Annotated in this window: 23 protein-coding genes; 10 read left to right on the top strand and 13 right to left on the bottom strand. The window is 61.9% G+C overall.

Translation table 11 applies throughout. The annotated features are described in order from the left end of the window. Positions 1–28: 28 nt before the first annotated feature. A complete protein-coding gene (locus tag HWX91_RS13080; protein ID WP_028194154.1) occupies positions 29–340 on the top strand; it encodes an NIPSNAP family protein in 312 nt (103 codons plus the stop codon). An 82-nt stretch (positions 341–422) separates the two neighbouring features. Then, positions 423–1,580, top strand: a complete 1,158-nt coding sequence (locus HWX91_RS13075) for a M20 aminoacylase family protein (RefSeq protein ID WP_042273656.1) — start codon at positions 423–425, stop codon at positions 1,578–1,580. Between the two features lie 77 nt (positions 1,581–1,657). Here the strand turns inward: HWX91_RS13075 and HWX91_RS13070 are convergent, their stop codons facing one another. From HWX91_RS13070 to HWX91_RS13050, 5 genes are all read right to left on the bottom strand, one after another. Further along, on the bottom strand, positions 1,658–3,127 hold the full coding sequence (locus tag HWX91_RS13070; RefSeq protein WP_028194152.1) for an efflux transporter outer membrane subunit: 1,470 nt from the start codon (positions 3,125–3,127) through the stop codon (positions 1,658–1,660). Continuing rightward, positions 3,120–4,307, bottom strand: coding sequence for an efflux RND transporter periplasmic adaptor subunit (locus HWX91_RS13065; RefSeq protein ID WP_028194151.1), 1,188 nt, complete (start codon positions 4,305–4,307; stop codon positions 3,120–3,122). The genes HWX91_RS13070 and HWX91_RS13065 overlap by 8 nt, the downstream gene beginning before the upstream one ends. Next, a complete protein-coding gene (locus HWX91_RS13060) occupies positions 4,297–7,488 on the bottom strand; it encodes an efflux RND transporter permease subunit (protein ID WP_028194150.1) in 3,192 nt (1,063 codons plus the stop codon). Before HWX91_RS13060 ends, HWX91_RS13065 begins: the two co-directional genes overlap by 11 nt. Before the next feature lie 992 nt (positions 7,489–8,480). Further along, positions 8,481–9,392: a LysR family transcriptional regulator gene (locus tag HWX91_RS13055; RefSeq protein ID WP_042273654.1), complete on the bottom strand. Its 912-nt coding sequence runs from the start codon at positions 9,390–9,392 to the stop codon at positions 8,481–8,483. 2 nt (positions 9,393–9,394) lie between these two features. Then, positions 9,395–10,336 carry a LysR family transcriptional regulator gene (locus HWX91_RS13050; protein ID WP_042273652.1) on the bottom strand — a complete coding sequence of 314 codons (942 nt, stop codon included), beginning with the start codon at positions 10,334–10,336 and terminating at the stop codon, positions 9,395–9,397. A 169-nt stretch (positions 10,337–10,505) separates the two neighbouring features. On the opposite strand from HWX91_RS13050, the gene HWX91_RS13045 reads away from it, so the two are divergent. The 8 genes from HWX91_RS13045 (at position 10,506) to HWX91_RS13010 (ending at position 16,711) form a co-directional block, all read left to right on the top strand. After that, the gene (locus HWX91_RS13045; RefSeq protein ID WP_028194149.1) at positions 10,506–11,330 is read left to right on the top strand and encodes an ABC transporter substrate-binding protein; all 825 of its coding nucleotides are present in this window, start codon (positions 10,506–10,508) and stop codon (positions 11,328–11,330) included. 32 nt (positions 11,331–11,362) lie between these two features. Next, entirely contained in the window at positions 11,363–12,061 is a 699-nt protein-coding gene (locus tag HWX91_RS13040) for an amino acid ABC transporter permease (RefSeq protein WP_028194148.1), read from the top strand. Between the two features lie 3 nt (positions 12,062–12,064). After that, the gene (locus tag HWX91_RS13035; RefSeq protein ID WP_028194147.1) at positions 12,065–12,802 is read left to right on the top strand and encodes an amino acid ABC transporter permease; all 738 of its coding nucleotides are present in this window, start codon (positions 12,065–12,067) and stop codon (positions 12,800–12,802) included. Next, positions 12,780–13,505, top strand: a complete 726-nt coding sequence (locus HWX91_RS13030; RefSeq protein ID WP_028194146.1) for an amino acid ABC transporter ATP-binding protein — start codon at positions 12,780–12,782, stop codon at positions 13,503–13,505. Before HWX91_RS13035 ends, HWX91_RS13030 begins: the two co-directional genes overlap by 23 nt. A gap of 95 nt (positions 13,506–13,600) precedes the next feature. Further along, positions 13,601–14,686, top strand: coding sequence for an alanine racemase (locus tag HWX91_RS13025; protein ID WP_244144062.1), 1,086 nt, complete (start codon positions 13,601–13,603; stop codon positions 14,684–14,686). 62 nt (positions 14,687–14,748) lie between these two features. Then, positions 14,749–15,141 carry a RidA family protein gene (locus tag HWX91_RS13020; RefSeq protein WP_042273650.1) on the top strand — a complete coding sequence of 131 codons (393 nt, stop codon included), beginning with the start codon at positions 14,749–14,751 and terminating at the stop codon, positions 15,139–15,141. Between the two features lie 23 nt (positions 15,142–15,164). Continuing rightward, positions 15,165–15,950, top strand: coding sequence for an SDR family oxidoreductase (locus HWX91_RS13015; protein WP_028194145.1), 786 nt, complete (start codon positions 15,165–15,167; stop codon positions 15,948–15,950). A 26-nt stretch (positions 15,951–15,976) separates the two neighbouring features. Next, the gene (locus HWX91_RS13010; RefSeq protein ID WP_028194144.1) at positions 15,977–16,711 is read left to right on the top strand and encodes a ribonuclease activity regulator RraA; all 735 of its coding nucleotides are present in this window, start codon (positions 15,977–15,979) and stop codon (positions 16,709–16,711) included. A gap of 39 nt (positions 16,712–16,750) precedes the next feature. On the opposite strand, the gene scpA is transcribed toward HWX91_RS13010, so the two are convergent. The 8 genes from scpA to HWX91_RS12970 form a co-directional block, all read right to left on the bottom strand. Further along, a complete protein-coding gene (gene scpA / locus HWX91_RS13005) occupies positions 16,751–18,892 on the bottom strand; it encodes a methylmalonyl-CoA mutase (protein ID WP_081832924.1) in 2,142 nt (713 codons plus the stop codon). 14 nt (positions 18,893–18,906) lie between these two features. Continuing rightward, positions 18,907–19,740: a Pnap_2097 family protein gene (locus HWX91_RS13000; protein WP_028194143.1), complete on the bottom strand. Its 834-nt coding sequence runs from the start codon at positions 19,738–19,740 to the stop codon at positions 18,907–18,909. A 5-nt stretch (positions 19,741–19,745) separates the two neighbouring features. Continuing rightward, positions 19,746–21,047 (bottom strand): MSMEG_0569 family flavin-dependent oxidoreductase, encoded by a 1,302-nt coding sequence (locus HWX91_RS12995; protein ID WP_028194142.1) that lies wholly within the window; start codon positions 21,045–21,047, stop codon positions 19,746–19,748. Between the two features lie 81 nt (positions 21,048–21,128). Further along, positions 21,129–21,413, bottom strand: coding sequence for an MSMEG_0570 family nitrogen starvation response protein (locus HWX91_RS12990; protein ID WP_028194141.1), 285 nt, complete (start codon positions 21,411–21,413; stop codon positions 21,129–21,131). Positions 21,414–21,493: 80 nt separating this feature from the next. Then, the gene (locus HWX91_RS12985; protein ID WP_028194140.1) at positions 21,494–22,480 is read right to left on the bottom strand and encodes a sll0787 family AIR synthase-like protein; all 987 of its coding nucleotides are present in this window, start codon (positions 22,478–22,480) and stop codon (positions 21,494–21,496) included. After that, entirely contained in the window at positions 22,477–23,061 is a 585-nt protein-coding gene (locus tag HWX91_RS12980; protein ID WP_028194139.1) for an MSMEG_0567/Sll0786 family nitrogen starvation N-acetyltransferase, read from the bottom strand. Before HWX91_RS12980 ends, HWX91_RS12985 begins: the two co-directional genes overlap by 4 nt. A 2-nt stretch (positions 23,062–23,063) precedes the next feature. Further along, positions 23,064–24,134: an MSMEG_0568 family radical SAM protein gene (locus HWX91_RS12975; RefSeq protein ID WP_028194138.1), complete on the bottom strand. Its 1,071-nt coding sequence runs from the start codon at positions 24,132–24,134 to the stop codon at positions 23,064–23,066. Then, complete coding sequence (locus HWX91_RS12970) at positions 24,127–25,173, bottom strand: Nit6803 family nitrilase (RefSeq protein ID WP_028194137.1); 1,047 nt, start codon at positions 25,171–25,173, stop codon at positions 24,127–24,129. Before HWX91_RS12970 ends, HWX91_RS12975 begins: the two co-directional genes overlap by 8 nt. Between the last annotated feature and the right edge of the window lie 18 nt (positions 25,174–25,191).

Here is a 25,191-nt window from a genome sequence, read left to right as displayed (position 1 = left end):
AGCGTTTGAATTGCAACAGGAGGCAATCATGCTGGTGGAAATGCGTACGTATCAGATTACGGCAGGAAAGGTGGGCGAGTTTCTGCAAATCTACGAGCGCGAAGGGCTCGCGATCATCAGTCAGTACGCACGGCTAAAGGGCTGCTGGACCAAAGACTCGGGCACGCTGAACTCGGTCGTGTTCTGCTGGAGCTATGACGACTACACGCATCGCGCCGCGCAGCGCGCGAAGCTCGCGGCGGACGAGCGTTGGCAAGCCTTCACGCCTCGCATCCTGCCGTATCTGGTGCATCAGGAGTCGGTGTTCCTTGCCCCCGTGCCGTTTTGCCCGGCTGACTGAAGCAGCCGAAGCGGTGAAGTTCTCTGACTCGCGGAGCGTGCAACGGTACTTGCCGCGCCGCGCTGCGTTTGTGAGGTAATCGATGATTGAAGCTGATTTGGTCGGCAAGATGGTGTCGTGGCGTCGTGCATTGCACGCGCACCCGGAGACCGCGTTTGAGGAAGTCTCGACAGCACGCCTCGTGGCATCGACACTGCGCGAATACGGTTTCGAAGTGACCGAAGGTGTCGGCAAAACCGGTGTGGTCGGTACGCTGCGAAGGGGGCACGGTCCTGCGCTCGGCTTGCGCGCGGATATGGATGCGCTGCCTATGGTGGAGTACAACGAATTCGCGCACCGCTCGCAACACCGCGGAAAAATGCATGCGTGCGGCCACGACGGTCACACCGCGATGCTGCTGGGTGCTGCTGCTTCGTTAAGCCGCGATACCGGTTGGGGCGGTACGGTTCACGTGATCTTCCAGCCGGCCGAAGAGGTGGCGGGCGGCGGGCGCGTCATGGTCGAAGATGGACTGTTCGAGCGTTTCCCGTGTGACGCGGTTTTCGGCCTGCACAACTGGCCAGGCTTGCCGCTCGGGCATTTCGCAATCAACCGTGGCCCGATGATGGCCTCGTTCGATACGTTCGAGATTGTGGTCGACGGCAGGGGCTCGCATGCCGCAATGCCGGAAGAGGGGATCGATGCGCTGGTCTGCGCAAGCCACGTGGTGATCGCGCTGCAGACGATCGTGAGCCGGCGCGTCTCACCGAAGGAAGCATGCGTAGTGAGCGTCACGCAGATTCATGGCGGCGAGGCCTGGAATGTGTTGCCCGACCGCGCCGTGATTCGAGGCACGGTGCGCTGCTTCGAGCGAGGCGTGCAGGAGCGCGTGCGGGGCCTGCTGGATGAAATCGGCACGCTCACTGCCAGGGCGCATGGCGCAAAAGCAACGCTGTCCTACCACTACGGCTATCCGGCAACGATCAATGCACCGGCCGAAGCCGACGTCGCGCTCGATGCGGCGCGTGCGACCGTCGGCGCGGCGAAGGTGACGTTAGGCTGTAAGCCGTCGATGGCTTCGGAGGACTTCGCATTCATGGCGCAGGCGAGGCCAGGTGCGTATGTCTGGATGGGCGTCGACGGGCCTGAGCCAGGCGCTCCGCTTCACAACCCGCACTACGACTTCAATGACGACGCATTGGCTACCGGTGCATCGTATTGGGTGAACGTCGTGAAGGCGTTTGGCGTTGCGCGCGTGTGAAGCCCGGCAAGTCAATCGGAACGCTTATCGCGAAGCTCGAAGAGCACGATTAGTGTCGCGACCGCGCCGGCCGGCGGTCAATTCGCGTTGCGCTCCATTGCCGTCGCGACGAGTGCGGGCGCTGCTGCCGCCTGAGCGAGTTCATCGCTCGACCACCCGCCGCCGAGCGCATGCAGGAGTTGCACATTCGCGCTTAGCTGGCGGGTCTGGATATCGAGCACGCTGCGTTGCGCATCGAGTGCGACGGTCTGCGCCTGCACGACGTCGAGATAACCCACTGTGCCCTGACGGTATTGGCGTAACGCGAGGTCGACCGAGTACTGCGCGGCGTTTGCTGCATCTCGCTGCTCACTCAGCGCGGTGCCAAGATACGACAGTAGGGCAAGGTTGTCTTCAACCTGCTGGAATGCAGACAGCACCACGCCGCGGTAAAGTTCTCCGGCTTCTTCGGTTGCCGCCTTGGCGGAATCGAGTTCCGCGCGACGATACCCGCCGTCAAACACGTACTGCACAAGCTGCGGGCCGATCGCCCAGAATAGATTGGGCGCGCTAACCAGGCCGGCGTACGCTGCGCTTTGCACACCACCCTGCAAACTTAGTGTGATGTCCGGGAAGTAGGCCGCCCGCGCGACGCCAATTTTTGCGTTGGCTTCGGCCACCCGGCGTTCAGCCGCGGCGACATCGGGCCGTCGCTGCAGTAGCGTGGAGGGCAGGCCGGTCGGGATTGCCGGCAACGCGATGACGGCGGTCTGGGACGGCAGGCTGAATTCGGACGCGGAGGTTCCAACCAGGACCGCGATAGCGTGTTCAATTAGCGCCCGTTGCGCCAGGTTCTGCGACAACTGCGATTTTGCCGACGAAAGTTGCGTTTGCGCTCGGGAAACGTCGAGGCCCGACACGATCCCACTGGTGTGCAGTGTTTGCGTGAGTTGCAGTGCCTTTGCATATGCCATGACAGTCTCGTTCAACAGTTCGGTTTGCTGGTCGAGGCCGCGCAAGCGGAAGTAACTATCCGCCAGTTGGACCTGCAGGCTCAGCCTTACCGAGGCCAGATCGGCTTTGGTCGCCTGCGCCTCGTCCTTGCCGGCTACCACGGAGTCGCGCACGCGGCCCCAGAGGTCGAGGTCGTAGTTGATTTCGCCGCCAAGCGTGACCGAGTTGTAGTCGTTCGGGCCGCCCGCGCGCAGTGGCCGGTTGTCGGACTGGCGATCGCGCTGCGGTACGGCGCTCGCACTGATCGACGGGTACAGTCCCGACTCTACCTGCGCCACGAAAGCCTGCGCTTGCGCATAGTGCGCGTACGCCGCGCGCAAATCGGTGTTGTTTGCCAGTAGGCGCGCTTCGAGATCGTCGAGCTGCGCGTCGCCATACATCTTCCACCAGCCATTGCGGTCGATCCGGTCGGCTGGCTGCGCCGTGGTCCACGGGCCAACCATCCTGTATCGCGCGGCGATTGGCGTCGGCGGGACCCGGTATTGCGGCGCGAGCGAGCAGGCGCTGAGCGCGACGACGCTCGCGAGAAGCGCCGGAATTCCATGCTTAACCATGTGCTGCCGCCTTCTTGTCGGTCGCAGTCGCAACTTGCACGTTGTCGCCGTCAGCGAGTCCGTCGGGCGGTGTATCGATCACGCGATCGGTTGCGGCGAGCCCTGAGCCGATCTCCACTGAGTCGCCCAGGTCGCGGTTGATCTTCACCTGCTTGAACAGCACGCGTCCGTTCGCGCCGAGCGTGGCGACCACGACGCCGCGGCTATCGAACACGAGCGCGCTGGCCGGTACACGGAGCGAGTCGGCGGAGACGGGCAATGTGAACTTCAGGCTGGCGAAGCCACCCGGCAGCAGCTTGCCGTTAGCGTTGTCAACCAGTAGTTGAACCAGCGTTGTTCCCGAGCTCGAGTTAACCGAGTCCGCGGCTGCCACTACGCGCGCGGCGAAATGCTGATCGGGATACTCGGGGACTGTCAGGATGGCGGTCGTGCCGTCGTGTATTGCCGGTGCGTAATTCTGCGGCACCTGGACATACACGCGTAACTGCTTGACGTCGGAAATCGCGAACAGTTCCTGTCCCACCCCGCCGCTGCCGGCGTTGACCAACGCACCGACGTCGGTATCGCGGGCCGTCACCACGCCGTCGAAAGGCGCGACGATGCGCGCGAAGGCCTTGGTGGCGACGAGGCGATCGACGTTGGCCTTCGCGGCCGCAACGATTGCCTCCTTGGCGGCGTAGTCGGCCGTGCGTTGGTCGACGTCCTGCTGGGCAACGGAATCGGTGCCGCTTAGCGCTTCCCAGCGCTTCGCCGTCGTACCCGCGACTAAAGCATTCGCCTGCGCGCTCTGGAGATCCGCGCGCGCTTGCAAGAGCTGCTGGTCGAGCTCGGGCGTTTCGATTTCGGCGAGGACCTGGCCCGCTTTGACCGGCGCGCCGATATCGACACTCCATGATTTCAGATAGCCGCTGACCTGCGCGAAGATCGGCGCCCGCGTAAACGCTTCGAGGCGGCCGGGCAGTTGCAGCGAAGGGCCGTTGGCGTCGCGCACGGGTTGTATCAGGTTGACGGTCGGCACGGCCTGAGCGTCGGTCCAGGTTTTCAGCTTGCGGGCGTCGGCGGCTCGCAGTGTGACGCCGGCGACGACGATGCCTAATGCGACCAGCAGGCCTATCACGCCTGCTACCAGAAGCGGGCGGCGCGACGGTGTATTAGTGGGGAAAGCGGATTCAGACGACATGAGCAGGACCTCCCGAGACGGATGCCGGGGTAGCCGCGCGCCCTGGGCGCGCGTGCACGATACAAAAAATGACGGGGACGAGGAACAGCGAAGCGGTGGTCGCAAACAGCAGGCCGCCAATGACCGCGCGGCCAAGCGGTGCGTTTTGCTCGCCGCCCTCGCCGAGAGCGAGGGCCATCGGCGCCATGCCGATGATCATGGAGAGCGCGGTCATGAGCACGGGGCGAAAACGCGTAAAGCCTGCTTCGAGGGCGGCCTTGAACGGGTCGCCGTGTACGGCAAAACGTTCGCGGCAGAAACTGACGACCAGAATCGAGTTGGCCGTCGCCACCCCCATGCACATGATCGCGCCGGTCAACGCGGGCACGGAGAGCGTCGTGTGGGTCGCGAACAGCATCCAGACGATCCCGGCCAATGCGGCAGGCAACGCGGTCACGATCACGAACGGGTCGGCCCATGACTGGAAATTGACCACGATCAGCAGATAGATCAGCACCACCGCACCAAGCAGACCGAACAACATGCCGGCAAAGGCGCTGTTCATCGTCTGCACCTGGCCCAGCAGCGCGACGGTCGAACCCTTGGGCAAGGTGCCGGCGTTGTCGTGCACGATGCGCTGAATGTCGGATGCCACCGCGCCGAGGTCGCGGCCCTGGGTGGTCGCGAAGATCTCGACCATGGGCTGGATGTTGTACTGGCTGACAACCTCGTTGCTGCTGGTCCGTTCGACGGTCGCCAGACCGCCGAGGACCTGGGCGGAGCTTCCGCCGCTGGCTGTGATCGGAAGGTTTTGCAAGGCGGCGAGCGAATCGAGGCTGTATTGCGGCGTTTGCATCACGATCGGATAAGACACACCGTTCGCGTTGTTCAGCCAGAACGTGGGCGCGACCTGGCTGGAACCCGCGAGGTTCACCACCATGCTGTTCGTCACGTCGCGCTCGGTGATGCCGAGCAATTGCGCGCGCGTGCGGTCGACATTGACGTTGAAAGTCGGGTTGCCGTGCGACTGCGCGATCCGCGCGTCGACCACGCCCGGAACATCGCGAATCTGGCGCAGCAGACGATCCGTGTAGGCGTAGTTGGCGGTCAGGTTATTGCCGCGAATCTGCAGGTCGATCGGCGCCGGCGAGCCGAAGTTCAGGATCTGACTGATGATGTCCGCCGGTGGGAATGAAAACGTCACGCCCGGGAATTCCCGCGGCAATCTCTCGCGCATCAATCGAACATACTCTTCGGTGGGACGATGGCCTTCGTTCAGCGCGATCTGGATATCACCGTCCTGCGAGCCGACGGTGCCGGTGTTGTTGTACGCCGTATTGATGCCGCTGACCGGCAGACCCATGTTGTCGACCACGGTGCCGAGATCCGCCGGTGGGATGATCTGGCGGATCGTGCTTTCGACATCCGCAAAGATCTGCGCGGTCCTTTCAACGCGGACACCGACCGGTGCGCGCACATGCATCAGGATTTGTCCGGAATCGACCGAAGGGAAGAAGTTGCGGCCGAGGAACGGCACCAGCGCGAAGGAGAGCGCGACAAAGCCGAGGAAGCAACTGACGAACGGTCGCCGATGGGTCAGCGCGAGTTCGAGCAAGCCACGGTAGGCGCCACGCACCTTTTCAAAGCGTGCTTCGAAGCCACGCTGGAAACGTGCGAGCGGACCGGGGCTGCTGGTTTCATGAGCGTGCTCGCCCTTTACATGCTGTTTCAGCAGGTATTTCGCCATGGTCGGCACTAGGGTTCGCGACAGGATGAACGACGAGATCATCGCGAAGATCACCGCTTCGGCCATCGGCACGAACAGGAAGCGTGCAACACCGTTCAGGAAGAACATCGGCACGAACACGATACAGATACACAGCAGCGAGACGAATGCCGGCGTGACGATCTGCGCGGCGCCGTCGAGAATGGCCGTCTCCACTTCCTTGCCGTGCTCGAGGTGCCAGTTGATGTTCTCGATTGTCACCGTGGCGTCGTCGACCAGAATTCCCACCGCTAGCGCGAGACCGCCGAGCGTCATGATGTTCAAGGTCTCGCCGAGCGCGGACAGCGTCGCGATGGAGCCGAGGATAGCGAGCGGGATCGAGGTCGCGATGATGATCGTCGAGCGCCAGCTGCCGAGGAACAGCAGGATCATGAGGCTCGTCAGCACGGCCGCGATCACACCCTCGCGCGCCACGCCGGTGATCGCCGCCCGTACGAACAGCGACTGGTCGCCGATGGGCTCGATCTGCAGGTTATCGGGCCACGACGCTTTCCCTGCAGCAAGCCGCTGCTTGATGCCGGAGATGATGCCGAGCGTCGAAACTGAACCGTTCTTGAGCACGGACATCAATACCGAGCGCCGGCCGTCGACGTGCACGATATTGGTCTGCGGCGGGCTGCCGTCGCGCACATTCGCAATGTCGCGAATGTAGACCGTGGTGCCATTGGCCGCTTTGACAGGCAGGTCGCCCAATGCTTTGATTTCTGACGGGGCATTGTTCAGTTGCAGCGTGTATTCGTAATTACCGATCTTCTCAGTACCAACCGGCGTAATCAGGTTCTGGCCGGCAAGTGCGTTGGCCACGTCCTGCGCGGATAAGCCGCGCGCCTGGAGCGCCGCGGGGTCCACGTCGATCTGTACCTGACGTGTCTTGCCGCCGAACGGATAAGGAATTGCTGCGCCTGCAACTGTGGTGAGAACCGGGCGCACTGCGTTCAGGCCCAGGTCACCGAGGTTCTGTTCAGAAAGTCCCTTGCCGGATAGCGCCAACTGGATGATCGGCACGGTCGAAGCGTTGTAGTTCAGGATCAGCGGAGGTGTCGTCCCGGCAGGCAGCTGCCGCAGTTGCGTCTGCGCGACCGAAGTCACCTGCGCATTCGCTGTGCTGATGTTCACTCCCGGCTGGAAGAAGATCTTGATGATCCCGAAGCCGGCGACCGATTCCGCCTCGATATGCTCGACGTCATTCACCGTAGTCGTCAGCGTGCGTTCGAATGGCGACGTAATGCGGCCGACCATCTGGTCTGGCGGCAGACCCGTGTATTGCCACACGACGCTGATCACCGGAATCCTGATGTCCGGAAAGATGTCGGTTGGCGTCCTCATCGCCGATAAAGGACCGATGATGAGGATGAAGATCGCCAGGACTACGAAGGTGTAGGGTCGCCGAAGGGCGATACGGACTAGACCGAGCATGAGAATTCCAGAGCTTGGGGTAAAACGTAAGCGTGTCTTGTTTGAAGGCTAGCGCGACGCGCGATGACTCGTAGCCGTGTGCGTGTACCTGAATCCAAGCGCGAATGTACACAAAGCTCGGCATCTCTGCTGAAGGACAAATGAGACATCAGGCGCGTATGGCTGCCGGGTGAGCTCATTTCATTTTGCCTGCACGCCCCGGGAATGCCTTGTCGTTGCTGGAGCGAGTGACGCGGGAAAGAACCGGGAAGGGGAGCGCGAGCGTCTCTTTCGGTGAACGTCAGATCGCCCGCGTTTTTTATTACCAATTGTTCAGGAGGGAAAGTGTTCAGAGTTGACCAACAAAGCAACAGATCGCTCTATTAATAGTAATGCTAACTGTACATATGAAAAGAGCTTAACGGACCGCTGCAGAAGCCCACATTCGTGCCGATACCGAGCCCGGAGGGCGTCTCTAAACTTTCAATCAACAAAGTCCCCAGCTTCGCAAGCCGACTTTGACGCTTTGAACGCAGTGGCGCGCCGAGGGGCAGCGTAACGGGAGACGGTGTTTTGCAAAACGGCTTTTTCTGCAAAACAGTTGTGCGCAAAACAGGTGGACTGGTGGATGGCTTTCACGCTGCCGACGGCGTCTGGCAGTCGGCATAGGAGACCGCCCTGAGTATGGTCCCTGCATCGTGCTTCGACTTTTCGAGCAGTCGAACTGCCGTCTTCATTCGCAACGTCTTGCGCTCGTTTCTGTGCACTGTCGTCGCCGTAACGCTCGTCGCGGCAATTAGTTTCCGTGGGGAAAGTATGAAACCGGAAGGTGCCTACTTGTGATCGCCGGATTTCGCTGAAATAATCGCGTGGCATGCTCGATTGACCAGCATGCATCGGTTCTTCAAACCATTAGCAGACAGGCCTGAGAGAGACCGTTGCGGCGCGCGGCGAGTGAGTGCCGCGCGTCCGTCAACGTCTGGCAGACCCGGGCGGGACGCAGCGGGTTGCCCTTAACCTGCTGTGGGTTGTTGCACGCCTGAACTAAAGTCGCAGCAACGCCGTGCTACGTCGGCAACCATGTGCCCCAGCGCGGAATGTGACTGCTTCTGGAAAATTGCGTCGTAGCGAACCATCGGTGCAGGCGGATTGGTCATCACGATCTGCATGAGCCGGTTCTGGATTTGCTGCCCGAAAAGGTCGACCGGCAGCAAGCTCACGCCAACCCCGGCCGCCACGAGACCGCCCACTGCCACCGCATTGTTGCCGCCGCAAATTCGCTCAGGCTCGACGCCCGCACTTTGGAAGCTCCTGGAACTCAGCACGGTGATGATCGACGCCGGAATTTGTTCGATGACCGGAACAGTGCTCAATTCGTGCAGCGACACTGTGCGTTTGCTGTCGAACGCACCGGGACGGCAGAACCAGGCGAAGCGGGCACTCCCGAGCATCACGCGCTCGATTGACGGGGGAAGCGCTGCGTCGGGCAAAATCGCGAAGTCGAGGCGTCCGTCGATCACCCGCTCTTGCAGCGGCCCGGACATGTCGACATGGGGTTGCAGGATGAGATTTGGAAAAAGGTCGCGCATCTGCTGGAGGAACGCTGGGAACCACGTCAACGCAACCAGTTCGGTCAGACCGATGTGTAGCACGCGGGCCATCTGCCGGTCGGCGTCCTGGTAGGCTTCCAGTCGCTCGATACTGTCCAGCAAGCCTTCGCACAGCGTGAACATCTCGTGCCCTTTCGCGGACAACCTTGCTTTCTTGCCGCTGCCTTCGAACAAACGTGCTGCGGACTTCGCTTCGACATCCTGCAGGCGCTTGGTCGCCGCGGACTGCGTGATATGGAGCTTGTCGGCCGCCCGCTGCACGGTGCCGAGCTTCGCTACCCAGTAGAACGTCTCGATCTGCTTGACGGTCAGCATTGTTATTCAGCCTCGTTGGCGAGTGATTCGCGTGCGTCCTGATAGCGCATTCCATAGTTGCACGTCGCGCGCGCGAGGGTAATGACCTTGCGGTGGAACGGTGTCAGCGCGTCTTGCCGCGCAGCGGCTACATAGCGCACCGGCGGCATCACCGGTGTCACATGGACGGCACGCAACAGACCCAGCGTCACGAGTTCACCCGAGATGGCGTCTGGCAGACAGGCGATCCCCAGACCGGCGCTCGCCATGCCGCCAAGCGCCGCGAAGTTGTTGCAGGTCAGAATGCTGCGCGGTTGCACACCGTTGCGTTCGAGCCATTCGCTCATGACATGGCCGACCGCGGAGTCGGCGGATTGGGACAGCAACGTCAACTGGCCGAGGTCCGACACGGCGAGCCTGCGTCGCTTGAGGCTGAACGCGGGACTGCAGAACCAGCCGTTGCGCACGTTGGCGAGCGGGAATCTCACTATGTCCGCCCAGCGTGGCGTGTCAGGCACGATGGCCAGATCCAGCTGCGCCAGTCTGAGTTTTTCGTAGAGTTCCACCGCGACGCCCCCCACCTCCAGTTCGACGTCCACCAACGGATAGGTAGAACGCAATGCATCGATGAAGCCTGGCAGCCAGGTTAGCGCCGCGAGCTCAGTCACGCCGAGTCTCAACGAGCGCCGTAATACTTTCTCGCTCGCATACTGACTTAACAGGGCGTCGCGTTGCTGAAGAATCGTGCGGGCCTGCGAGAGTACCTCGAGGCCGTCGACGGTAAGCCGTGCCGATCGCGAACCGCGGTCGAACAGCGGTTTCTGAAACTGGCTCTCCAACTCGCGAACGTGGCGCGACACGCCGGACTGAACGCTGCCGAGCTTGCGCCCGGCAGCTTCGAACGAGCCCATATCGGCGATTGCAACCAGTGCCTCGAGTTGCAGAAAAGTGATCTGGCGTGCCATGCAGCCTCTCTCGAATCCATCTCATTTTGGAATGAACAAGTATGCACAAATATCTCTTTATTTGGGATTTATTTCCGCCAAGAATAGGTCTCCCCGTCCCCTGCAATGCAGATCGAGCATGCCGAACGCTCGCGGTTGCGCCTTGAAGCACACTGTCTATGGAGATCGCATGAAATCGTCTAACAAAATAATCGCTGCGTTGCTGGGGCTCACCCTGGCCGTGGTTGCGGCTACCGCTCAGGCCGACCAGCTCGCGGATATCAAGGCGCGTGGAACACTGGTGTGCGGGGTGCTCGCCAACTTCGAGCCATTCGGCTTTCAGGACCCGGCGTCACGCGAGATCGTCGGATACGACGTCGACTACTGCAAGGGCGTTGCCAAGGCTCTGGGCGTGAAGCCCGTGTTGCAGGTGGTGTCGATGGAGGCGCGTATTCCCGAGCTGCTGCAAGGCCGTGTCGACGTGCTCGCCGCGGTGCTCGGCTACTCCCCGGCTCGCGCGGAACAGCTCGCATTTACGCATCAGTATTACGTAGCCAGGCAGGTCATTGCAGTAAAGACCGCTGGCCCGTTCAAAGCGCGGGACGATCTCAACGGCAAGCGCGTCAGCACAATCAAAGGCTCCAGCAATATCGCCATCATGGGTCAGGTCATGCCGAGCGTGCAGCTCGTCAGCTATGACGACTCGCCATCCGCTTTCCTCGCCATGGTGCAGGGTAAGGTCAATGGTTTTGTCGTGTCCGAACCCATCATGCATCGCTTTGCCGCCAAACTCGGTCAAGGTACAAAAGTTGAAGCATTGTCGCCGCCGGTGGGTCTCGAATACTGGGGACTCGGTATCAAGAAGGGGGAGCCGGGATTGCTCGGCGCGGTGAACAACGCGCTGGACGGCATGGAAAAATCGGGCGAGGCACAGCAGATCTTCGACAAATGGCTCGGTCCCAATACGATCTATCAGATGCATCGCGATTTCAGGATCGGGCCGATCAAAGGCTGACCCCAATGCCGTTTGTGTGATGAGGATTACTCATGTTGGCGCATCTCAACTTTTCCGGCATCTTCACAGCCCAGAATCTGCAGCATTTGATGTGGGGGATGCAGTACACCGTATTGCTCACGCTGACGAGCTGGGTACTGGCGGTTGCTCTCGGCACGGTGCTGGCGATGCTGCGTGCGCTAGGTAACCCGTTCATCGAGAGAATCGTCGCCGGCTACGTTGCCTACCATCAGAACGTTCCGATGCTCGCGCAACTGTTCCTCTGGTATTTCGGGTTTCCAACGCTGTTGCCGGACAGCGCGCAAGGATGGATCAACGCCCATGGAGGTGAATTCATCTTCGCATCGATTGCCATCGGCCTGTGCATGGCGGCTTACTACTCGGAGGATATTAGAAGTGGCCTGCGGGCGGTATCGTCAGGTCAACTTGAGGCTGCACGCTCGCTGGGTTTGAGCTTTTCGAAGTCGATGCGTTACGTGATCCTGCCGCAAGGTTTTCGCATCGCAATGCCGCCGTTCATCAACCATACGGTGGTGCTGTTCAAGAACACCAGTCTGGCGATGGCCATCGGCGTTGCGGAGTTGACGTACACAGTGCGCGACATTGAGAACCAAACCTTTCAAACCTTCGAAATCTATCTCGTTGGAACGGTCATCTACCTGGCCATTTCATTGGGGCTGATGGGTGCGGGCGCGGCGATCACGCGCCGCACCCGTATCCTGGCGAAATAAGCGATGCTCGACATACTCATCCACAACGCGCATTTCCTGCTGCTCGGGCAGTATCCGAACGGGCCGGTCGGTGGTCTTGCGCTAACGCTGATTCTCGCGCTGCTCGGTCTCGCTTTTGCGTTTCCGCTCGGTGTGCTGCTGGCGTTATGCCGTGTCTCGCCGTACAGGGTGTTGAGCGTGCCTTCGACGGTGCTCGTCTATATCGTGCGTGGTGTGCCGCTCGTGATGCTCGTGTTCTGGAGTTATTTCCTCGTGCCGGGCTTGATCGGCCATCTGGTGAGCGCATTCACGACCATGGTCGTCACGCTGGTGATTTATCAGGCGGCTTACCTGAGTGAGATTGTCCGTGCCGGCATCGAGTCCTTGCCGAAAGGACAGACCGAGTCCGCACGTTCCCTCGGAATGAGTTACGTTGCGACGATGCGTCACGTGATTCTGCCGCAGGCGCTGTACAACATGCTGCCGAGCATTCTTAGCCAATGCGTGTCGACGGTGAAGGACACCTCGATAGGTTATGTGATCAGCGTCCAGGAACTGACGTTCTCGGCTCAGCAGATCAACGCCAGTCTTCTCACACAGCCATTTCAGGTTTTCTTCATTCTCGCTTTGACCTACTTCGTGGTGTGCTACACGCTCACCCGATGCGCGCATGTCATGGAACGGCGCATCGCGCAGCGGCGTGCCTCAGGAAAGATCCAGGAACTCAGGAATGTCATCAATGATTCAATTCTCCAAAGTTAACAAGTGGTACGGCGAGTATCAAGCGCTCGTCGACGTCACGGCCGAGGTGAAGCGAGGCGAAGTGGTGGTCGTGTGCGGCCCTTCCGGATCGGGCAAATCCACGCTTATCCGTACCGTCAACCGCCTCGAGGAGATTCACGGTGGCGGGATCACGGTCGACGGAACGAGCGTCCACCAGGCGTCGTTGAATCTGAACCGGTTTCGCACCCGTGTCGGCTTCGTGTTTCAGCAGTTCAACCTCTTTCCTCATCTGTCGGCGCTCGACAACGTGTGTCTGGCGCCGATGAAGGCAGCCGGGAGAAGCCGCGCGGATGCGAAGCGGCAGGCATTGGCGCTGCTCGATCGAGTTGGCCTTGCCAGCAAGGCCAACTCGTATCCGCAGCAGTTATCCGGAGGACAGCAGCAACGCGTGGCGATCGCCCGCGCGCTGGCAATGGAGCCGCCGGTGATGCTGTTCGACGAGCCGACGAGCGCGCTCGATCCCGAGATGGTGGGTGAAGTGCTCAGCGTGATGAAATCGCTTGCCAGAGATGGGATGACGATGATGTGCGTGACTCACGAGATGGGATTCGCGCGCGAGGTGAGCGACAGCGTCTGGTTCATGGATCGCGGCGCGATTCTCGAGGTGGCCGATCCGCAAACGTTCTTTCGATCGCCGCAGCACCCACGCGCACAGGCATTTCTGTCCGACTTACGTCACTAGCCACGCATTATCGATACGAAGGTGCTCATCGACAAGTTTGATGTCGGCGAAGCGGGCTATGTATTCCTAACTATGACTCTATGACAACGAGCAACATGATTAATCCCATTGCCGCGGACCTGGTGCCGGCGGTTGCAACACCTTGCTTTGTGGTGATGGAAGACCGCGTTCTGCACAATCTGGCGGTCACTGCACGTGCGTGCGGCGGCGTTGAGCGCCTGATGCCGCACGTGAAGACTCACCGCGCGGCGTGGCTCGTTTCGTTGCTACTGGCCAACGGCGTCCTCGCATTCAAAGCCAGTACGCTCGCCGAGGTCGAAATGGTCCTGAGCGCGGGCGGCACGCGCGTCACCTGGGCGTTTCCTACTGTCAATCCGCAAAATATCGGCCGCTTCATCGAATTGGCCCGAGCATTTCCGGAGGCCGAGCTCACGGGTCTGGTGGATTCCCGCGAGGGACTGGACGTATGGACGCGGCTACTCGACGGCGCTTCGCCTTCAGTTCGTCTGCGTATCGATCTCGATCCCGGAATGGGGCGCACGGGCGTCGCGATGGACGAGGCCGCGCTCGAACTCGCGCGCGGGGTGGCGCGGCTCGGTCGGCTTGCGGGGTGGCATGTTTACGACGGCCACATCCGCGGCGCGTATGACGAGCGCAAAGCCGCAGTGGAAGAACTTGCCGGTACGCTGGCGTTTCTGCAGTCGAGCCTGCGCGAAGACGGCATCGATGTCGACGTCGTCGGCGCATGCAGCTATACGTTCGACCTGTGGCCGCGCTCGGTGATGCAGTATGTGTCGCCGGGTACCTGGGTGTATTCGAACGCCCAGCACCTGAGAGAGCTATCGCATCACAACTGGGTTGCCGCCGGCTTTGTTTTGACAACGGTTGTTTCAACGCGCAATGGCACGTCGACGCTGGACGCCGGCAGCAAGGCGATCTCACCGGACAAACCGCTGCGGCAGCGTTTTGACGGCGCCGGCGAGATCGTGATGATGAACGAAGAGCACACGGTGATTCGCAGCGACGCACTTCACACCGGCGACAGGCTGTTACTGATCCCGGAGCACACGTGTACCACCGCCTACCTGTACAGCAACGCCCTCGTTCGATCTCTCGACGGACGGTGGGAATACCGCGAACAGCTCGGCAACGAACGTACGGTTGTCGCGTTGACGCGATGACCGCCAGAAGGCGGGGGCCTGCGGACCCACGTCTATCTTCCTCACAGTTTGAGACTTCGCACATGACAGAATCGAGTAAGCAACCGTCTACAGGTGGTCATTACAGCCCATGGCGCCGCGCAGGCGAGCTGATTTTTGTAGCAGGCCAGGTTCCGCGAGATCCTGAGCGAAACATTATTGGCGCCACGATCGAAGAGCAAACAACCGCGGTGCTCAACAATTTGCGTCTTGTCCTGGAAGAAGCCGGCACCGATTTCAGCCGACTTGTTCGCGTCCAGGTGTATCTGTCGGACATCGGCGAATTCCAGCGCTTCAACGCCGTCTACGCCCAGGTGATGGGCACTGCCGCTCCCGTACGAACCACTATCGGGTGCGCGTTGAATGGCGTGCGTATCGAAATCGATGCTGTCGCGCAGGCCGGCGACGCACCGATCCGCCCGGCAGTAAATAGCTAACCAGTTTCTGACAGGGAAAGACGATGGACCTACAGCTAAAAGATAAGACCGCTCTCGTGCTTGGCGGCGGTGGCGGTCTTGGTGGCGTCATCTCGCGAACGCTTGCGGCCGAGGGCGTTCGCGTTGCCGTTGCCGACATTGATCTGGCGGCGGCCGAAAAGACCGCCAAGGCGGTGAGAGAGGCGGGCTCGCATGCCATCGCGCTTCAGTGGGATCTTGGTGATCTGTCTGCCGTGGACAGTCATATCAGCCGGATCGAGGACGAACTGGGGGCTATCGACATACTGGTGAACAATACCGGAGGCCCCCCTCCGACGCCGGCGCACGGCCAGGATGCCGCACTGTGGCGCAAGCACTTCGAGAGCATGGTGTTGTCGGTGGTAACCATCACCGACCGGGTGCTTCCGGGAATGCGCGAACGCGGTTTCGGCAGGGTGATCACCAGCACCTCATCGGGTGTTGTCTCGCCCATACCGAATCTCGGGTTGTCGAACGCCCTGCGCATGTCGCTCGTCGGCTGGTCGAAGACACTGGCGCGGGAAGTCGGTCGCGACGGGGTTACCTGCAACATCGTGCTGCCCGGGCGTATTGCCACCGATCGCATACGCTTCCTTGACGAGGCCAAAGCCAAACGTGAAGGGCGATCGGTCGAGGACGTTGCGGCCGAGAGCACTGGCTCGATTCCGGTGGGGCGCTACGGCGAGCCGCAAGAATACGCAGATGTGGTGACCTTCCTTGCGAGTCCCCGAGCTTCATACATTACTGGCTCGACAGTCCGTATCGACGGCGGTCTCATCGCCAGCATCTGATCACTTTTTTGGGGAGGCGCCAAATCATGACCATCGACTCACTTCCGCTCGACGAAAAAATCATTGCGGCCCTCTCGGGCATATCTACGGCCACGCTTACGACGGTCCTGCTGAAGCACGGTCTGCGCAACGTGTGGCTTCGGGGTACACGGCCGATCGCGGAAGGTCAGCCGCGGCTCGTCGGCCGTGCCTTCACCCTCCGTTTCGTGCCGGCCCGGGAAGACCTCGCGACCCCCGCTTCGTGGGGCTCGCCGATTTCGACCCGCGCGGCGATTGAAGCGATGCCACGTGGCTGCATTGCCGTAGTGGGCGCCCTGGGCGTGACCGATGCGGGAATCTTCGGCGATATTCTCTGCGCACGGATGCACATGCGCGGAGTCGCAGCGCTAGTCACGGACGGCGTGGTTCGGGATATTGTGGGCGTGCTGAATACCGGGCTGCCAGTATGGTGCCAGGGTACCGCATCGCCACCCTCGGTGGCCGGCCTGACGTTTGTCGGCTGGCAGGAGCCTATCGACTGTGGCGGCGTCGCGGTATTTCCAAACGACGTGATCGTGGTCGACCGGGATGGCGCTGTGCTTATTCCGGCTGCGCTGCTTGACGAGGTTGTTGCCGCGTCGGTCGAACAGGAGCGACTGGAAAACTGGATCATGAGCGAGGTGGAAAGCGGTGCTGCTTTGCCAGGCCTCTATCCGCCGAATGAGGCAAACCGGGCTCGCTATGAGGCGGCGAATATTTCATTGGGCGGTGCGTCGAAGTAAGGCGGGTGACTGCTGATCCGACGGGCCGAATATCGGGCATCACGTCGCAACGGCCGATGCCGAGGCCGAGGCCGAGGCCGAGGCCGATGCGAGTTCGACGGCTTCGACGAAGCTCGCCACAATCGACTCCATCGCGGTCCCCGGTCCGAGCACCGCAAAAACGCCATTGCGTTTGAGCAAACGTACGTGCTCGTCCGGAATGATGCCGCCAACCACAACCGCTGCCCTCGGTCGCCGGACCCGCAACGTGCGCACTACCTCGCCAACAAGGTCAAGGTGCGCACCCGATAGGGACGAAACGCCGATGACATCGGCCTTTGCTGCGATGGCGTCGTCGACCACCTCTCCCGGCGAGCGGAACAGCGCGCCGAGCGACACGTAGAATCCGGCATCGGCCAACGCCGCCGCGACGGTCTTTGCACCCCGATCGTGGCCGTCCTGCCCCACCTTTGCGATGAGCACCCTGGGCAGGCGTCCAAGGCGCGCGGCAAGAGCGCTGACACGATGGCATGCGTCACGCCATGCCGCATCGGCGATCCGCGCTTCGCCGTAGATTCCGCTGCTAAAACGACTGGGAGTGCTGTAGCGCGGCCAGACAGCCTCCAGCGCGCGCGTGCATTCGCCGATTGTCGCGCGCGCGCGGACACACTCGATAGTGAGGGCCAGCAGGTTGCCGGTACTGTCACGCGCACCTTTAGCGAGCGCCGCCAGCGAGCGCGAGACCAGAACATCGTCGCGCTGCGCCTTCAGTTCTGCAAGCTGCCGAACTTGTCTGGCACGAACCCGCCGACCGTCGATCTCGAGGCAATTGGACGGAGTATCCGCATCCGGTGATCGGAAGCGGTTTACACCCACGACGACATGCTGCCCGGCATCGATCCGCGCCTGCGTGCGTGTTGCCGCTTCGTGAATGCGCTGCTGTACCCAACCCGAGCGGATCGCTTCGACGACGCCCCCATGCGCAGCAATTTGCGCCATCAGATCACGCACGCGCCGGACAATATCGCCGGTAAGCGACTCCATCATGTACGAGCCGGCCCACGGATCGATAACATCGCACAGGCCCATCTCATGCTGCATGATCAACTGCGTGTCACGCGCGAGCCTCGACGCATCCGCGCCTGGGAGGGCGAGCGCCTCATCGTACGCATTGGTATGCAGCGACTGGGTGCCGCCGAACACCGCGGCCATCGCCTCGATCGTCGTCCGGACGATGTTGTTCTGTGGATGCTGCGCAGTGAGCGAGCATCCCGAGGTCTGGCAATGCATACGCAAAGCCTGCGCTCTAGCCTCACGTGCTCCCAGTTCGCTCATTATTCCGGCCCATAGAACCCGAGCGGCGCGAAGTTTGGCGATCTCCACAAAGAATTCGGTGCCGACGCCAAAAAAGAAACTCAGCCGTTCGCCGATGCGCTCGACATTCATGCCGCGCTTCACCAGGGCCTCGACGTAGGTGCGCGCGTTGGACAGCGTCAGCGCGAGTTCGAGTACCGCGTCCGCGCCTGCTTCCTGAAAGTGATAGCCGGAGATGGACATTGCATTGAAGCGCGGCGCGCGTTCGGCCAGATACTCGAAGACGTCCGCGACGATCCGTAAGGACGGCTCCGGCGCGAATATCCAGGTATTGCGCACCATGTATTCCTTCAGGATGTCATTCTGGATCGTACCCGTCAGGGCCCCCGTGCGCACGCCGCTTTCTTGCGCTGCCACGATGAATGCGGCCAGTACGGGTAGCACAGCGCCGTTCATCGTCATCGAGACCGACACCCGTTCGAGCGGAATCTGCCGAAACAGGCGCTTCATGTCTTCGACGCTGTCGATTGCGACTCCAGCCATGCCGACATCGGCCGTCGCGGCAGGATCGTCCGAATCGTAGCCCCGATGCGTCGGCAGATCGAAGGCGACCGATAAACCCTGCGCCCCTTCGGCAAGCGCCGTCCGGAATGCGAGATTCGAATCGGCCGCGTCCGCATAGCCTGCGTATTGACGGATCGTCCACGGCTTTTGCGTATACATCGACGCATGGGGCCCTCGCACGAAGGGCGCCTCACCGGGCCGACTGCCGAGATGCGACACCCCTTCAAGATCGCTCTCCGTATACAGCGCTTTAAGCGGTGCCGCATGGGGCGGGTGTCGCACCGAGTCGCGACTTTCATCGGCGAAGCTCCGCTCGCCGCGCATATCGCCCTCGCGCTTCATCGCTGCCTCCAATGCTTGCTTGTCACTACGTCGGCAATCTTCTGCTGATCGCTGCCACGACGAAGCTCGCACCAATGGGCGAGGCCGCGTTCATCCTTATGCTCCGCGACCACGCGCAGTCCGAGGGTGTCACCAACATTAATGTTGCCGTAGAAGAACAACTCGCGGCCTGAAATAACGGGTGGCTCGTTAAACCGGTGGCGCTGCCATTCGGCACGGTCAACAAAGGACTGAAAGCTTGCAAAGTAGAGAAAATCCGCGCCGTTGAAATCGTTGTTCGGACAGGGCAGAAATTCGATCCAGTCGCTCTCGACCCGATCGGCGCGTGTGAAGGGCAACCGCTCGTCCCACTGCCCGGCGCGAAACTGCTTGCCACGCCACCCCATGTCCACCGCGTCCGCCGGCGGAGTCGTTGTCGGGCCCGCCATCGCCGCGAACGTCGCGCGCGTCACCGAACGGTTGTTGCGCACCTCATGCCGCCGCACGAACGTCGACGACATCGACACGAGGGCGCACTCGCCATTGCCCGAAACCAGACGGTGCCGGCTAAAGTGGCGAGCCGGACCGGTTCGGCAAAGCTCGGTACCGAGCTCGAAAGCGTCGTTCTCACCGATTGCGTGGAGCGTGGCCCCCGTCAATCTGATTGCGGTGAAGGCCGCATACGATTTGCTCCCACCGTCATCGACGAAATCCGGCGCGCGCCGGCCGGCATTCTCCGCCAACGCCTCCCAGTGGCGATGTCCGCATTCCTTGATCAGCCAGTTTTCGGACAGCCCCGTATAGGCCAATTGCGGCATCCCGGCGCGATAGCGCTGTGTTGTTTGCTGCATGCGCTTCAGGCCACTACTGTGTCGCGAGAGGAGGTTCGCTCGCGGAGGCTCGCGAGAATTGCCCGGCTCACGTGGTCGGCATCGCGCGCGATGCCCGAGAAACGCCCTGAGCCCCATGTATGCAGCCACGGCAAGCCGATGAAGTAAAGCCCCTCAACCGGCGTGATGCCGCGCGTGTGCGCCGGATAACCGCGGCCGTTGAACACAGGCGCATCTATCCAGCCGAAGTCCGGCGTAAAGCCAATGCACCAGATAATCGATGTAATGCCGCTGCCTGCGAGTTCGAGCGTCGTACGCTCGCAAGGCGGCTGCCATAGAGGCTCATAGACGCTGGTGGGCGGTGCATCAATGCCGTTCTTTTCAATGAAGCCGTCGATGCTCGCGTTGATGCGGTTATAGGTATCGTCTGCGCTGTCGAGATTGGCGGCGAGGTTCGGCGCGAAGTGCAGCCGCCCGTCGCGCAGGTCGTCGAGCCGTCCGTATAACTCCATGCCTTCGGCCGCGAACTTGCGCAGATCGATGTCGCGTCCGCCGTCGCGGCCGGTCACATAGTGATTGGTGTTGTCCCGCACCCCCTCACGCAACGGGTGCTTTTCCACCGGCATGTCGTAGTATTTCATGTCGGCCAGCCAGTCCACCACATCGCGCCCGCGGTAGAAGCGTGCACAGCGTGGCGCCTCGCCGACGGCCAGCACCACCTGTCGGCCGGCCAGATGCAGGTCCTCGGCAATCTGCGCACCGGACTGCCCCGATCCCACCACCAGCACCGCGCCGTCGGGCAGCGCCTGCGGATTGCGATATTCCGACGACTGCAACTGGACGATCTGCGCGGGCAGGCGTTCAGCCATGCGCGGCACGATCGGCGTGTGATAACCGCCCGAGGCCACCACGACCTGATCGGCGGTGAAATCGCCCTGGCTCGTCGCCACCGCAAAGGTGCCGTCGTCCTGCCGCTTCACGCGTTTGACCTGGGTGTGCTCGATGACCGGCGCATCGACCATCGCGATGAAACCGTCGAGATACGCGATGATTTCATCCTTCTTCATAAAGCCATGCGGATCGTCGCCCGGGTAGGGGTAACCCGGCAGCGCGCATTGCCAGTTCGGCGTGACGAGACAGAACGCGTCCCAGCGCTGGTTGCGCCAGGTGTGCGTGACGGTGTTCTTCTCGACGACAAGGTGATCGACGCCGGCCTGTTTCAGATAGTAGCTGACCGACAGGCCGGCCTGCCCGCCACCCACGACGAGCACGCTGTAGTGGCTATTCTCGCGCGTCCCGGCGCTTACGGAGTACGCTGTGTTCGACATGATGGGTCCTTGCAGGTAAAAAATCGGCTTACCGTTACGGTGCTGTGCCCGGGGCGCCAGGTTCAACGGTTCATCCCGGGTTTAGAGCAGTTCGATGACCTTGACGGTCGCGTCCGGTCGATTGCGAAAGCGGTCTGCCTCCTGTTCGATCTGCGCGAGCTGATCCATCGCCGCCGAACAGGCAAAACCGTACTTCTGCCGCACGCGCTCCGAGGCAATGTTGAGCGCCTCGCGCGAGCGTCTGACAAAATCGTCGAGCGGGTAAGCATGGCCCGGCGTAAAAAACTCGCTGACCACCTGCGACGGCGAATAGCAATTCGCTTCTTCCCCGTCGGGCCATTGAATCCGGAAGTGCATGACAGGCATGGAAATCCTCTTTTTGCTGATGGCTTGGTGGATAGCAGGCGGCTGGCGTGCCAGCAGCGCGATCCGCAACGCGTCGATGCTCATCGCGGCACCTGGTCGGCCGGGACGATGAACGGCTCGCCGCTGAAATCCCACAACACCGCCGCATCGTCACAGCGATGGACGACCGCCTGGCGCGTTGCGTCTACCGTCCCAATCTCCGCGCAGGCCAGCGAACGCGCGTCGAATCGCGCCCGCACGCGCTCGACGTGCGCTTCACGCACCGAGAGCAGATAGCCGAAACTCGGAAACGCGGTGACCCAACGCGCGAGCGGCACGTCAGCCGGCTTCGGGATCGCATCGAGATCGATGCGAGCGCCGACGCGCGAACATTCGAGCAACATCAATGCCGTGCCCAGCGTACCCGCCATGCTGATATCCTTCGCTGCATCGCATAGCCCGTTCTCGGCCAACTCCGGCAATAACTCGAGATCGCCGCGCAGCCGCGCGGCCGGCGCTCCGACTGAAGCATTCCAGAACGGATACGGTTCCTCGAAGTGGCCGCGCAGATCGACCACCATCAGCAGGCGGTCGCCCGGTCTCGCGTTGAAACTCGACAGCAGCGCGTTAGCGCGGCCCAGAATCGACACCGCCAGTTGTGCCTGATCGCTTCGCGCGTTGGTGTGTCCGCCGACAATCGGCACGCCATACGCCACCGACGCCGCGGCCATGCCGGCCAGCACCTCGTGCGCCGCGTCGATGCCATTGCTCCATAGCGCATCCACGACAGCGAGCGGCCGGCCGCCCATCGCATAGATATCGCTGACATTGACCATCACGCTGCTGTAGCCGGCGAACCAGGGCATCGCCTGCACGAAGTCGCTGACCATACCTTCGATGGCGAACAACAGGTAAGCGTCGCCATCCGGCAACGCTGCGCAGTCGTCGCCCAACGCCACCGCCTGGCCGAGATCGCGCGCGCCGCCCGGCAAGCGGTCAGCCAGCGACGACACTACGCCGGCAATATCGGTCTTGTGTCGAAAGCCGCGGCTTTCGCGCAAGCTGGTGACCAGATCCGCGAGACTCATGAGCCGCTCCGCGATTGCGTGACAAAGCCGCTGCGCGGTGTCGTACACGGCGGGTAGTGCTGAAGCTGCGCCTGCATCAGATGATGCGGACGGCCGAGCATCCTTTCCTCTGCAAGTACATCCCAATGCAGACGGCGAAACAGCGGCACATTCTGGCTCTGCACATGCGCGAGGAATGTCTGACAGCCGAGCGCATGCGCGCTTGTCACGGCAAGACGGATCAGCGTTGCACCGATCTTGCCGTGACGGCGAAACGCAGCGTGCACGGCGAGCCGCGAACCGAACCAGACGCCAGGCGCTTCCTCGTGGATGCGCACCGTGCCCACTACCTGCTCCGGCATCCCGGCGAGACAGCTCACCGCCACCAGTTGCTGCGCACGCTCGTCGATTTCGTCGCGGTCGTCGCCGACAAAGATGCCCTGTTCGATGCAGAACACCGTGCGCCGCAGCTTGTACGCTTCATCGGCCTCCCACTGCAGCGTGGTCCACTTGATCCGGTATTCGGTCGGCGTGTAAAACGCCGGCGCGACATCCGGGTCGTCCAGTTCACCCGATGCACCCGCAATCGCTTCGCCAAACATGATCACACCTCGTACGAAGACAGGGACGAGCACGCGCCGCACTTGCCGCAGCCGGCCTTGATGTCCGCCGAGCGCATTTCAGCCGCGGCAAGCATTGAGCCGAGCGGCTGCAGCACCGACCTCATGAACTCCGGCGAGGGCGCCGGATGATCTTCGAGCGGCGTGCCGCTGATCGGCACGAATGGCACCACGAACGGATACACGCCAAGATCGATCAGCTCGCGCGAAATCGAGAGAATCGCTTCGGCGGTGTCGCCGAGTCCCGCGAGGATATAAGTGCTCACCTGTCCCCGTCCGAACACGGCGACCGCCGCCTTGAACGCGTCCATATAGCGCGACAGCGGTACGCCCGATTTACCCGGCATGATGCGTTCGCGCAGCGACGGCGTCACCACTTCGAGATGCATGCCGAGCGTATCGATGCCGCTCGCCTTCATGCGCGCGAACCATTGATCGTCGTCCGGTGGTTCGCATTGCGCCTGGATCGGCAGATCGACCGCGGCCCTGATCGCGAACGCACTCTCGCAGAGAATCTGCGCGCCACGGTCGCTGGTGGGCGGCGTGCCGGTCGTCAGCACCATATGCCTGACACCGTCCAGCAGCACTGCCGCACGCGCGACTTCTGCGAGCTGCTCCGGCGTCTTGCGCGCAATCGTGCGACCGGCGGCAAGCGATTGACCGATCGCGCAAAACTTGCACGTCTTGCGGCGGCTCTCATAGCGAATACAGGTTTGCAGCACAGTGGTCGCCAGCACATCGGCGCTGTGCAGCGTTGCGATGTGCGAGTACGGCACCCCGTCGAGCGTCTGCATGCCGTAAAAGCGCGGCGCCTTTGGAAAGCTGATATTGGCAATCGGAATCGTGCCGCGCAGCAATGCGCTGGTGCCGTCCGCATCGGCAGGCGCGGCGACGAACGGCGAATGCCACGCCGTGTTGGTATGCACCGGCACCATGATGGTCACGCCATCCACCGTGACGGCTTTGTGATCGGACGGTCCCGCGCCTCCGCGCCGGCTGGCGACGCCGGTACCGGGATCGGCCAGCCGCAAGCCGACCGACTGCAATTCAGTCATCAATTGCCGGCTCGCGGCCGGCAGGGTCTCGCTGGAATTCATCGCGGCATCCCATGGTTGAGTTGAAATCGGTGCTGGACGAGGCGTTCCACGCATCGCCCGGCGACGGCATCGGCGCCACGGTCGTAGCCGGCCGCTCGTTGATGGCGAGGCTCAGCAATTCGGGCCGCGCATAGTGGCCGACCGAATCCATCATGCGTTTGCGCTTGGTGATCAGCGCCATGTCGAGATCGGCGATCACCATGCCTTCGCCTTCACGCAGCGGTGCAGCCAGATGCTGCCCCTCGGGCGACACGATTGCGGTATTGCAGCCGCCGCGCAGCGCCTTTTGCAGATTCGTATCGCTTGTGACAGATGCGATCTGCGCTTCGGTCAGCCACCCCGTTGCGTTCACGACGAAGCAGCCCGACTCGAGCGCGTGATGGCGAATCGTCACTTCAATCTGCTCGGCGAAAATCGGCCCCACCAGCGATCCCGGAAACTGGCTGCAGTGAATCTCCTCGTGCTGCGTCATCAACGCGTAACGGGCGAGCGGGTTGTAGTGCTCCCAGCAGGCGAGCGCACCCACGCGCGCGACGCCGGTTTGCACGACCTTCAGTCCCGTCGCATCGCCTTGTCCCCAGATCATTCGTTCATGGAACGTCGGCGTGATCTTGCGGCGCTTGAGCAACAGCTGCCCATCCACATCGAAGATCAGCTGCGTGTTGTACAAGCTGCCGTAATCGCGCTCGTTCACCCCGAGCACGACGACCATGCGATGCAGGCGGGCACGCTCGGCCACCGCCCGCGTCACGGGGCCGGGCACCACCACCGCTTCTTCGTAAAGCCGCATGTGGTCGGCGCCGGAGGCAACCGGTGGCCGCACGAACGAAAAGTACGGGTAATACGGTACGAAGGTCTCGGGGAACACGATCAGCTGCACGCCTTCGCGCGCCGCCTGATCGATCGCCTCACAAACCTTGTTCAGCGTGCCGTCGCCGCGCTCGAAGTCCGGTGAAATCTGGACTGCGGCGGCACGAACGATGCGTTTTTCAGACATGGTGGTAGCCGCCTGTGC

Origin of the sequence: Paraburkholderia fungorum, assembly GCF_902833645.1 — a bacterium.
Lineage (GTDB): Bacteria > Pseudomonadota > Gammaproteobacteria > Burkholderiales > Burkholderiaceae > Paraburkholderia > Paraburkholderia fungorum.
Note: the sequence above shows the minus strand (reverse complement) of the source record. Positions and strands in the feature narration are given on the sequence as shown.